Source organism: Caenispirillum bisanense (assembly GCF_039523075.1).
Classification (GTDB): Bacteria; Pseudomonadota; Alphaproteobacteria; order Rhodospirillales; family Rhodospirillaceae; genus Caenispirillum; species Caenispirillum bisanense.
This window is the reverse complement of record NZ_BAAAEP010000086.1, coordinates 1-10,781: the sequence shown is the minus strand read 5'-3', so window position 1 is coordinate 10,781 and position 10,781 is coordinate 1. Positions and strand designations below refer to the sequence as shown.

The window sequence follows — 10,781 nt, the reverse complement described above, 5'->3', positions numbered from 1 at the left end:
GGGCCGGGGCGGCCGTGGGCAGCAGGGCCGCCGGGGCCGCCGGGAGCGGCAGGGCCGGCACCGGGCGGGCGCGGCGGACCGGGCGGGCCGGGCGGACGGGCGGGACCGGCCATGGCTCAGACCTCCTGGTTCTGCAGCAGGGTGCGCATCACGGCGTCGGCGATGCCGATGCCGCCGTTCTTGGAGATTTCCTTGCCGTACTGGTCCACCAGCACCGACCGCCACATGTCTTCGCCGGCGCCGCCGCCGAAGTCCGGGTTGGTCTCGATGCCGGAGAACATGTGCTGCAGCATCTGGCCGATGAACATGGCCTCGAACTCCTCCGCCGCCTTGCGGGCCTGCTCGACGGTGCGCGCCGAGCCGGGCTTGGGGGAGCGGGTGGTGCTCTGGTTGAGCAGTTCGTAGGGGCTCTGCCCCAGGGCCGTGGGTCCGGTCATCACATCACCTCGATCTCGGCCTGCAGGGCGCCGGCCGCCTTGATGGCCTGGAGAATGCTTATCATGTCCCGCGGCCCGATGCCGAGGGCGTTGAGGCCGTTCACCAGTTCCTGCAGGCTGACGCCGCCGTCCAGCACGCTCAGCTTGCTGTCGCTGTCCTCGTCCACCTGAATGTCGGTGCGCGGCACCACCACGGTCTGGCCGCCCTCGGAGAAGGGGGCGGGCTGGCTGACCTGCGGCGTTTCGGTGACGCGGATGGTCAGGTTGCCCTGGGCGATGGCAACGCGCGACACCCGCACGTTGTCGCCGATGACGATGGTGCCGGTGTTCTCGTCGATCACCACGCGGGCCAGCTGGTCGGGCTCGACGCGCAGCTGCTCGATATCGGTCAGCAGGCCGATCACCTCCATGCCGCGCGGCACCACCACCTGCACGGTGGCGGGGTCGGTGGGCTGCGCCGCCGGGGTGCCGAGGTAGGCATTGATGGCCTGGGCGATGCGGCGGGCGGTGGTGAAGTCCGGGTTGCGCAGGGCGACCTTCACCTGGTCGAGGCTGCGCAGATCGAAGGGGATCTCGCGTTCCACCAGGGCGCCGTTGGGGATGCGGCCGGCGGTCGGCACGCCCTTGGTCACGGTGGCGGCCTGGCCCTGGGCCTTGAAGCCGCCCACCTGCACCTGGCCCTGGCTGACGGCATAGACCTCGCCGTCGGCGCCCATCAGCGGCGTCACCAGCAGGGTGCCGCCCAGCAGGCTCTTGGCGTCGCCGAGGGCGCTGATGGTGACGTCGATGCGGCTGCCCTGGCGGGCGAAGGGCGGCAGCTCGGCCGTGACCATCACCGCCGCCACGTTCTTCGGTTCCAGCTCGGCGCCGCGGGTGTTGACGCCCAGGCGTTCCAGCATGCTGATGAGGGATTCGCGGGTGAACGGCATCTTCTTGATGTCGTCGCCGCTGCCGTCCAGGCCGACCACCAGGCCGTAGCCCACCAGCAGGTTGTTGCGCACGCCTTCGAAGTCGGCGATGTCCTTGATGCGCGACGCCTGGGCGGCGGCCGGCGGAACCGCCCACACGGCGGCCAGCGCCACCACCGCCAGCAGGGCGGACAGGCGGGCCAGGACGCGGCTCAGGCGGGGGAGGGCGCGGCAGATGCTGGTCACGGCGGTCTGTGTCCTCTGTTCGTCGCCGCCCCCTCCGGACGGGGACGGCAGCGAGTCTCCATGCGAACGCCATGCCAGCCGCAAGGGGCGGCAGGCGGGGCGGGGGCGTGGTCCGGCGGGGCAGGGCGGCGCGGCACTGGGCAAACATTGCCGACCCTCTGCACCCGATTTTCCCTTTCGTCCCGCGATGGGTCGCCCTAGAATCTAGTCGGGTGACATTAACGTACGGTTGACGCGGATGAAGATTTCCGGCGTGGGTCCGGGCGGAGCACCGCAGACCCGCCGCACCGAGAAGTCGGGCAAGGAGAAGAGCGCCGAGTTCGCCCGGGCGCTGCGCCGCTTCACGGATGAAGCGCGGGCCGATGACTCGCGCCCGGTGGATGCGCCGTCCAACCTCGGCGGCCTCGACAGCCTGCTTGCCCTGCAGATGGTCGACAGCGCCGGCGACGCGCTCGACAGTCCCGCGAAGCGCAAGGCCATCGTGCAGCGCGGCGAGGATATCCTCGACCGTCTGGAGGAACTGCGCGTCGGGCTGCTGCTCGGCTCCATCCCCAAGGAACGGCTGGCCTCCCTGGCCCAGCTGGTGCGCGACCGCCGCGAAACGGCGCAGGACCCCCAGCTCGGCGCCCTGCTCGACGAGATCGAGCTGCGCGCGGAAGTGGAACTGGCCAAGCTGTCGCGGCGCTGAGCCGCAGCGTCCCGCCCCCCGCCGGTACCGCAAAGACGGCAGGCCAAATGGGTGCTTGCTCCCTGCATCGCGTGCCGATATACATCCCCCACCGCGACTTTATAACGAACAGGGTAGAACAGGCATGACCGTCACGCTTCCGCCCGACTACCGACCGTCGGACGACGAGCCGTTCATGAACGAGCGCCAGCGGGAGTACTTCCGGCAGAAGCTGCTCAAGTGGCGCCAGGAACTGCTGCGCGAAGCCGAAGAGACCCTGGAGCACCTGCAGGAAGGCGGTTTGCAGGAACCCGACCTGGCCGACCGGGCGTCGGCGGAAATGGACCGGGCCCTGGAACTGCGCACCCGCGACCGTGCCCGCAAGCTCATCGCCAAGATCGACGCCGCCATCCAGCGGGTCGAGGACGGCACCTACGGCTACTGCGAGGAAACGCACGAGCCGATCAGCCTGAAGCGGCTGGAGGCGCGGCCCATCGCCACCCTGTCCATCGAGGCGCAGGAGCGGCACGAGCGCATGGAACGCACCCACCGCACCGACTGACCCCGGCCCCAGGTCCGGGACAAGGTTGCAACGCCGGCCTCTCCGCAGGGAGGGGCCGGCGTTTTTCATGGCTCCGCCCGGTCCTGGCGCAGGGTTGCCCGCGCCCGGCCGACGACGGCGCGGCTGACGGCGGCGAGCGTGCTGCTGGCCATGCGGCTGCGCTGCCAGTAGAGCGGCACGTCCAGGGGCAGGTCGGCGTTCAGGGCCACCAGCCGGCCGTCGCGCAGGTGGGGGGCGACCAGCATCTCCGGGTTCATGCCCCAGCCGAGGCCGGCGACGGCGGCATCGACGAAGGCCTGCGACGACGGCAACCAGTGGGTCGGCGCCGGTATGTCGCGGCCGACCGCCCGATGGGTCCACAGGCTCTGCAGGCGGTCCTTGCTGTTGAAAGTCAGGCGCGGGGCGCGGGCCAGGGCGGCGGCATCGACGCCGGCCGGGAACCAGCGGTCGACGAAGGCCGGGCTGGCGGTGGCGACATAGCGCAACGACCCCAGCGGCACGATGTCGCAGCCCTGCACCGCGCGGGCGCTGCCGGTCACCGCCGCCAGCACCTCGCCGCGGCGCAGCCAGTCGGCGCTGTGGTCCTGGTCGTCGAGCACCAGGTCGAACAGGCAGTCGCCGGCCTCGGCCATGGCGGCGACCAGCCAGGTGGCGAGGCTGTCAGCATTGGCGGCGATGCGCACCGTCACCGGCGGGACGCCGTCGCGGGTGCCGGGCAGGTCGGCGCGCAGCTCGCTTTCCAGCAGCGACACCTGCTCCACATGCTGGCACAGCCGCCGCCCCGCCGCCGTGCCGGTGCAGGGGGCACCGCGGACCACCAGGATCGTCCCCAGGCGCTCCTCCAGCAACTTCACCCGCTGCGACACCGCGCTGGGCGTGACGTGCAGCTGCTGCGCCGCCCGCTCGAAGCTGCCGGTGCGGATGACGGCCGCCAGCGCGGCGAGCAAGGCGTAATCCAGCACGGTTCAGTTTTCCTTAATCGGCTGTAGATCGTTTAAGGATGCTAAGGCTGCGGGCCATGTTAGGGAAGGGCGTCTCCGCCACCACCGACGAGGGCCGCCATGGCGTCCGCCTTTCTTCCCGGCTTCCTGCTGGGGCTCAGCCTGATCGTCGCCATCGGCGCCCAGAACGCCTTCGTGCTTCGCCAGGGACTGCGGCGCGAGCATGTGCTGGCGGTGTGCCTGACCTGCGCCCTGTCCGATGCCGTGCTCATTGCCGCCGGCGTGGCCGGTTTCGGCGCCGCCGCGGCCTGGGTGCCGTGGCTGGAGCTGGCGATGCGCTACGCCGGCGCCGCCTTCCTGGTCGTCTACGGCCTGCGCAGCCTGCGCTCGGCGTTGCGGGCGGGCGGCGGCGCGCTGACCCCGACGACGGCGACGTCGCCCGCCGCCGGGCTGCGGCCGACGGTGGCCACCTGCCTCGCCCTGACGTGGCTGAACCCGCACGTCTACCTGGATACGGTGGTGCTGCTGGGCTCCATCGCCGCCCCGTTCGGCGCCGCCCGGGGGTGGTTCGGGCTGGGGGCGGTGACGGCGTCGTTCCTGTTCTTCTTCGCCCTCGGCTACGGCGCCCGCCTGCTGCGGCCGCTGTTCGGGCGGCCGGGGGCGTGGCGGGTGCTGGATGCCGGCATCGGCGTGGTGATGTGCGCCATAGCGGCCTCGCTGGTGGCCTGAAACGCAGCAGGGCCGGACGCGCGGTGCGCTTCCGGCCCTGTGGCATTGCCGATGGCGGCTCCGATCAGAACGGGAAGATGATGTCGAACACCTGCTGGCCGTAGCGCGGCTGCTGGACGTCGGAGATGGTGCCGCGGCCGCCGTAGGAGATGCGCGCCTCGGCGATCTTGTCGACGGTGATGGCGTTGGCGGAGCTGATGTCCTGCGGCCGCACCACGCCGGTGACGGCCAGTTCGCGCAGTTCGTTGTTCACCCGCACTTCCTGCCGCCCGGCCACCACCAGGTTGCCGTTGGGCAGGCGCTGCAGCACCACGGCCGCCAGCTTGACGTTCACCGTCTCGCTGCGGCGGATGCTGCCGGCGCCGGTGGAGCTGGAGTCGCTTTCCGCCGACACCAGGTTGGACGGATCGACCGCATTGGGCAGCAGGTTGTCGAGCTGGCTCTCGAAGCCGAGGAAGCCGGGCAGGCCGGCGCTCTCGCTGGCGCCGCGGGAGCGCGAGGTGGCGTTGGACAGGTTCGCCCGCTCGTTCTCGATGTTGATGACGACGGTCAGGATGTCGCCGACGTCGGTGGCGCGCTGGTCCTCGAAGAAGGCGCGGGCGCCCGGCCGCCACAGGCTGTTGACGTTGGCCTCCGCCCGCTGCGGCGTCGGCATGGGCATGCTCACCGGGCGGTAGTTGCGGTCTTCCATCGGGTTTTCGATGTGGGACATGCGCGGCGCGCTGCCCACCTCCGACAGGCGCTGCCCGGCATTGCAGGCAGTGAGCGTCGCCGCCGCGACACCAAGGGCGGCCAGACGGAACAGGGGACGGGCGGCGGAACGCTGGGTCATCGTGCTCTCTCCGGGTGGTCCTCGGGCGCGCCGGGGTCAGCGGCTCGGCGGCGGCGGACCGACATGCACCGTCACCAGATTGCGGTCGGTGATGATGGCGGTTACGGTCTGGTTGCTTTGCAAATTCTGGACCCGAACCTGATCGCCCATGCCGCCGTGGTCCAGCGCCCGGCCCTGGGCGGTCAGCTGCATGTAGGGCGTCTTGTAGATCATGGTGATGATCGCGCCCTTGTCGATCAGCCGCGGCCGTTCGATCTCGTGGTCGTGGACGGCGGCGCCGGCCTGGACGAAGCGGCGCGGCGTGCGGCCGATCAGCTGCTCCGGGTCCATGATGGTGTCGCGCTTCAGCTGGTCGACGCGCACGGTCATCCAGGTGATGTCGTTGGGGCCCACCAGCTCGCCGCGGCCGACGCTGCGCACCAGCACCGGCACCGCGGTGGTCAGGTGGACGCGGCCGCCGATGCGCTGGCGCTGGGCCGACGGCGACCCGGCGGGGATCTCCACCAGCGCCGTGAAGCGCTGGGTGGTGGCGTTGTAATCCAGGTCGAGCACGCCGACCGCCGATGCGGTGCCGGCGGCGATGGGCACGGCGTTGTCGGGCGAACTGAGCACGATGTCGGCCTGCGGCGACACGCCTTCGTCCACCAGATGGGGGCGCAGGGCCTCCAGGATGTCGCGGCGGCCGATGATCTGGGTGTCGCGGGCGGCGGTGACCCGCACGTGCGGATTGTCCGGCTGCCACTGCAGGCCGTGCTGGCGGGCGAGGGCGGCCAGCTGCTCGGCGGGGAAGACGATCTGGTCGCCGGGGCGCGGGGCGGGGCCGATCACCGCATCCAGCGCCGGCGGCACGCCCTCGAACAGGTCGGACAGGCGGATGTAGCCGCCGCTGATCAGCGCCGTCGGGCGCGGCAGCACCGGCCCCTGGCTGTCGATGTCGAGCGCGGCGGCGTTGTCGCGGTCGTTGAGGGCGAGCGGCGTGCTCAGCCCGGACGGCCCGGCCGCCGGCGCGTCGGCGGCCAGCACCGCCGCCGCCGCCAGGGCGGCGGCGAGCGCGAGGCTGCATACGACGGCAATGCGCGACATGGGCCCGGTCTCCGTGACATCACGTTCCGGGGCGTTATAACCCGGCAAATCTTACCGAACGCTTTACCCCGAACGGTGGGCAAGCTTTGCCCATCGGCATGGTCGTGCGCCGCCGCGGCCGGAACCGGCGGCGGCGGGGCGACGGGACGGAGGCGATGGTGGCGGGCGGAGCCGGCGCCAGGGTGGCGCGGGCTGCCGCCGTCGCGGCTTACTTCAGCTGGTTGACCGTCGCCATCATCTCGTCGGAGGTCTTGATGGCCTTGGAGTTCATCTCGTAGGCGCGCTGGGCGGAGATCAGGTCGGTGATTTCCGACACCACGTTGACGTTGGAGTTTTCGACGAAGCCCTGCATCACGGCGCCGTAGCCGGGGGTGCCGGGGGCGGCGACGTTGGGGGCGCCGGAGCCCGGGGTTTCCAGGAACAGGTTCTTGCCGATGGCTTCCAGGCCGGCTTCGTTGGCGAAGGTCGCCAGGGTGATCTGGCCGACGTTCTGCGGCTGCGGCTGGCCGTCCAGCTTCACCAGCACCTCGCCGGAGGCATTGACGGTGACGCCCACCGCTTCCAGCGGAATGTTGATGCCGGGCATGACGGTGTAGCCCTCGTGGGTCACCAGGGTGCCGTTGGGATCAAGCTGGAACGAGCCGTCGCGGGTGTAGCTGGTTTCGCCGTTGGGCAGCTGCACCTGGAAGTAGCCCTTGCCGTTGATGGCCAGGTCGAAGGTGTTCTCGGTGTGGTTCAGGGAGCCCTGCTCGCTGATGCGATAGACCGCCGCGGTGCGCACGCCGAGACCCAGCTGAACGCCGGCCGGGATGATGGTGCCCTGGTCCGACGAGGCGGAGCCGGCACGGATCATGTTCTGGTACAGCAGATCGTTGAACTCCGCCCGCCGACGCGCGTAGGCGGTGGTGTTCATGTTGGCGATGTTGTTGGAGATGACCTCCACGTTCGTCTGCTGGGCCAGCATGCCGGTGGCGGCGATGTTCAGCGAGCGCATGATCCTCGTCCTTTTCGCTTTTCTTTTCTTCTACGGCTGCCGGTCAGATCTGACCGCGGAAGGTTTCCATGGCGCGGCGCTGCCGCTCATGTTCGCCTTCGATCATCTTCTGGGCGTTCTGGTAGCTGCGGTTGATCTCGATCATCTGGGTCATCTCGACCACCGCATTGACGTTGGAGCCTTCCAGCACGCCCTGGTGGACCTTGGGGGTGGCCACCTCCTGGGGGTCCTGGTCGGTGTAGAACAGGCTGCCGGCTTCCTTGCGCATGTTCTGGGTGTCGTCGAAGGTGACGACGCGCAGGCGGCCGAGGACGGCGTTCTCGGTGGAGATGGTGCCGTCTTCCGAGATGTTGATGACCGCTTCGTTGGGGGCGATGAAGAACGGCTCGCCGGTGGTCGACAGCACCGGGTTGCCGTTGGCGCCGACGATCTGGCCGTTCTCGTTCAGGCGGAAGTGGCCGTTGCGGGTGTACATGGGGCCGGCGGCGGTCTCGACGACGAAGAAGCCTTCGCCGGAAATGGCCACGTCCAGCTGGTTGTTGGTGGCGGTCCAGGCGCCTTCGCTCATGTTGCGGGCGATGCCGATGTCGCGCGGGAAGATGATCCGTTCCTTGAAGGCGCTGTCGCTGTTCAGGCTGCGGGTCAGGTACTCGGTGAACATCAGCTCCTCGGCCTTGTAGCCGGGCGTGTTCATGTTGGCGATGTTGTTCGCCGCCACGTCAAGCCGCCGCCACAGGGCGTTCTGATGAGCAAGAGCGATGTAACCCGAGTTTTCCATGATCTTCCACTCGTCAACGGGGACAGGTGAACCGTCGGCCCATCCCGATGCATCTGCCGTGCCAGTTCGTCGGATGCGGCGGAGGCGGCGGTTTTCCTGCCGCCGCGGTGGCGGCCGCCGGTGGCCGGGGCAGCGGCGGCACCGCTTGCCGGGCAAGAACTGCCGGGGCGGCGGCCGAAGGGGGTGGGGGTCAACCTATTGTTAACTTCGCGGCGCTAGGGTATCCCGCAGTGAGACGGCCGCCCGACCAGTCTTCCCGCCCGCGCGGGAAGCGGCGGGCGGTCACCGTGATGAGCAGGGGCTGCGTGGGGATCGCCGCTGGGCGGTTCCGGCCGAAGGGAGAGCCATGGCCGAGGATCTCGAGGAAGATTTCGAGGAAGACGCCGACGAAGGTGGTGGCGGAAAGAAGAAGGGCAAGAAGAAACTTCTTCTGATGGTCGTGCTGCCGCTGCTGCTGGTGGTCGGTGCCCTGGCCGGTGCCTACTTCGCCGGGCTGGCGGACCCGCTGCTGGGCCGCGGGTCGTCCGAGGCGGTGGCCGAGGCGCCGGCGGCGTCGGCGACGCCCCAGGCCGGCGTGCCGGTCAGCGCGGCGGTCTTCTACGATCTGCCCGAAATGCTGGTGGACATCAACTCCACCGGCGGCCGCAAGCGTACTTTCATGAAGCTGCGCGTGGCGCTGGAACTGGGCAGCTCGGCCGACACCCCGCAGGTGGACGCCATGTTGCCGCGGGTGATCGACCAGTTCCAGGTCTACCTGCGCGAGCTGCGGGTCGAGGACCTGCAGGGCGCGGAGGGCATGTACCGCCTGCGCGAAGAGCTGCTGGCGCGTGTCAATGCCGCGGTGCGCCCCGCCAAGGTCAACGACGTGCTGTTCAAGGAAATGCTGATCCAGTAAGGCGCGCGCCGCTGCGCACCCCTGGCATTCCGGCGAAAGGTTTCGGTCCATGGTTCCTGCCGACAACGATCCGCAGCGCGAGGTCTCGCAAGAGGACGAAGAAGCCCTCATGCGCGAATGGGAAGCCATGGCTGGCGGCGGTGGCGACGATGCGGGCGGCGGCGGCGGTGGCGACGGCGATGATGCCGATGCCATGGCCGCCGAGTGGGAGGCGATGCTCGGCGCCTCCGACGGCGGCGGCGGCGACAGCGGCGGCGGCGGCAGCGGCCGCGAGAGCACCCGCGTCCTCAACCAGGACGAAATCGACAGCCTGCTCGGCTTCGACGAGACCGACGACGAGCGGCAGGAAAAGTCGGGCATCCAGGCCATCCTCAACTCGGCCCTGGTGTCCTACGAACGTCTGCCCATGCTGGAGGTGGTGTTCGACCGCCTGGTCCGCATGATGTCGACGTCCCTGCGCAACTTCACGTCCGACAACGTCGAAGTCTCGCTCGACAACATCCTGTCCCTGCGCTTCGGCGACTACCTCAACTCCATCCCGCTGCCGGCCATGCTGACCGTGTTCAAGGCGGAGGAGTGGGACAACTACGGCCTGATGACCGTCGACAGCGCCATGATCTACTCGATCGTGGACGTGCTGCTCGGCGGGCGCCGCGGCACGGCGGCCATGCGCGTGGAAGGCCGCCCCTACACCACCATCGAGCGCAACCTGGTGGAGCGCATGATCCACGTGGTGCTGGCGGACCTGTCGGCGGCCTTCGATCCGCTGTCGCCGGTGACCTTCCGCTTCGACCGCCTGGAAACCAACCCGCGCTTCGCCACCATCTCGCGGCCCTCCAACGCCGCCATCGTCGCCAAGCTGCGCATCGACATGGAAGACCGCGGCGGCCGGCTGGAGCTGCTGCTGCCCTATGCCACCCTCGAACCCGTGCGCGAGCTGCTGTTGCAGATGTTCATGGGCGAGAAGTTCGGCCGTGACTCCATCTGGGAAACTCACCTGGCCGAGGAAATGTGGTTCACCGAAGTCGATCTTGAAGCCGTGCTCGACGAACAGTGGATGGGCCTGCGCGACATACTGAATCTTAAGGTCGGCAGCCGTATCATGCTGAACGCGACGCCCGACAGCCCGATCCTCATGCGCTGCGGCGACGTCCCCATGTTTTCCGGCCGGATGGGCCGGAAGGGTGGCAACATCGCGATCCGCCTCGACAAGAAGGTCAAGCGGCAGACGATGGGCTGACGGAGACGCCCCGAGATGGACCTCAAACTGATCCTCGACATCGTCGTCGTGCTGCTGTTGATCCCGACCATCGTGTTCGCGGTGATCCTCAACAACCGGCTCGGTGTCCTGCGCAAGAACCGCGACGAACTCGCCCGCCTCATCGCCCACTTCAACGAGGCGACGGTGCGGGCGGAAAGCGGCATTCCGCGCCTGCGCAAGGCGGCGGAAGACGCCGGCAAGGGCCTGCAGGACCGGGTGGAGCGCGCCAACGCGCTGCGCGACGACCTCGCCTTCCTGTGCGAGCGGGCCGACGAGACGGCGGCCAAGCTGGAGCAGACCCTGCGCCACGCCCGCAACGAAATGAAGATCGCCCCGGCCGCCGCGCCGGCGGCTGCCGCTCCTGCCGGTCCGCCGGCCGGGCCGGTGCCCGCCGCCCAGGCGGTGGGAACGGCGCGTCCGCCGGTGGCGCCGCAGACGGCGGTGGTGG

General features: G+C 69.7%; 13 protein-coding genes. 6 read left to right on the top strand and 7 right to left on the bottom strand.

Annotated features, from left to right (window positions below; all coding sequences use genetic code 11):
- Window positions 1–116 precede the first annotated feature (116 nt).
- A complete protein-coding gene (locus ABD056_RS21895) occupies window positions 117–437 on the bottom strand; it encodes a rod-binding protein (RefSeq protein WP_343870305.1) in 321 nt (106 codons plus the stop codon).
- Window positions 437–1,582: a flagellar basal body P-ring protein FlgI gene (locus ABD056_RS21890; protein WP_425545072.1), complete on the bottom strand. Its 1,146-nt coding sequence runs from the start codon at window positions 1,580–1,582 to the stop codon at window positions 437–439. Before ABD056_RS21890 ends, ABD056_RS21895 begins: the two co-directional genes overlap by 1 nt.
- Before the next feature lie 247 nt (window positions 1,583–1,829).
- On the opposite strand from ABD056_RS21890, the gene ABD056_RS21885 reads away from it, so the two are divergent.
- Window positions 1,830–2,279: a flagellar assembly protein FliX gene (locus ABD056_RS21885; protein ID WP_343870302.1), complete on the top strand. Its 450-nt coding sequence runs from the start codon at window positions 1,830–1,832 to the stop codon at window positions 2,277–2,279.
- A gap of 124 nt (window positions 2,280–2,403) precedes the next feature.
- Window positions 2,404–2,820, top strand: a complete 417-nt coding sequence (gene dksA / locus ABD056_RS21880; protein ID WP_343870300.1) for an RNA polymerase-binding protein DksA — start codon at window positions 2,404–2,406, stop codon at window positions 2,818–2,820.
- A 65-nt stretch (window positions 2,821–2,885) separates the two neighbouring features.
- On the opposite strand, the gene ABD056_RS21875 is transcribed toward dksA, so the two are convergent.
- A complete protein-coding gene (locus ABD056_RS21875; RefSeq protein ID WP_343870299.1) occupies window positions 2,886–3,782 on the bottom strand; it encodes a LysR family transcriptional regulator ArgP in 897 nt (298 codons plus the stop codon).
- Window positions 3,783–3,881: 99 nt separating this feature from the next.
- On the opposite strand from ABD056_RS21875, the gene ABD056_RS21870 reads away from it, so the two are divergent.
- Window positions 3,882–4,490, top strand: a complete 609-nt coding sequence (locus tag ABD056_RS21870; protein WP_343870297.1) for a LysE/ArgO family amino acid transporter — start codon at window positions 3,882–3,884, stop codon at window positions 4,488–4,490.
- Window positions 4,491–4,554: 64 nt separating this feature from the next.
- Here the strand turns inward: ABD056_RS21870 and flgH are convergent, their stop codons facing one another.
- The 4 genes from flgH to flgF all read right to left on the bottom strand — a co-directional run bounded on the left by flgH (window position 4,555) and on the right by flgF (window position 8,177).
- A complete protein-coding gene (flgH, locus tag ABD056_RS21865; protein ID WP_343870296.1) occupies window positions 4,555–5,322 on the bottom strand; it encodes a flagellar basal body L-ring protein FlgH in 768 nt (255 codons plus the stop codon).
- 36 nt (window positions 5,323–5,358) lie between these two features.
- Window positions 5,359–6,405, bottom strand: a complete 1,047-nt coding sequence (gene flgA / locus ABD056_RS21860) for a flagellar basal body P-ring formation chaperone FlgA (protein WP_343870294.1) — start codon at window positions 6,403–6,405, stop codon at window positions 5,359–5,361.
- Between the two features lie 208 nt (window positions 6,406–6,613).
- Window positions 6,614–7,399: a flagellar basal-body rod protein FlgG gene (gene flgG / locus ABD056_RS21855; protein WP_343870292.1), complete on the bottom strand. Its 786-nt coding sequence runs from the start codon at window positions 7,397–7,399 to the stop codon at window positions 6,614–6,616.
- A 43-nt stretch (window positions 7,400–7,442) separates the two neighbouring features.
- Window positions 7,443–8,177: a flagellar basal-body rod protein FlgF gene (gene flgF, locus ABD056_RS21850; RefSeq protein ID WP_343870291.1), complete on the bottom strand. Its 735-nt coding sequence runs from the start codon at window positions 8,175–8,177 to the stop codon at window positions 7,443–7,445.
- A 346-nt stretch (window positions 8,178–8,523) separates the two neighbouring features.
- Here flgF and ABD056_RS21845 point away from each other — a divergent pair, with 346 nt between their 5' ends.
- The 3 genes from ABD056_RS21845 to ABD056_RS21835 form a co-directional block, all read left to right on the top strand.
- Complete coding sequence (locus ABD056_RS21845) at window positions 8,524–9,072, top strand: flagellar basal body-associated FliL family protein (RefSeq protein WP_343870289.1); 549 nt, start codon at window positions 8,524–8,526, stop codon at window positions 9,070–9,072.
- Between the two features lie 49 nt (window positions 9,073–9,121).
- Window positions 9,122–10,312, top strand: a complete 1,191-nt coding sequence (gene fliM / locus ABD056_RS21840; protein WP_343870287.1) for a flagellar motor switch protein FliM — start codon at window positions 9,122–9,124, stop codon at window positions 10,310–10,312.
- Between the two features lie 15 nt (window positions 10,313–10,327).
- The coding region (locus ABD056_RS21835; protein WP_343870285.1) for a DUF6468 domain-containing protein at window positions 10,328–10,781 on the top strand (454 nt) is incomplete at its 3' end.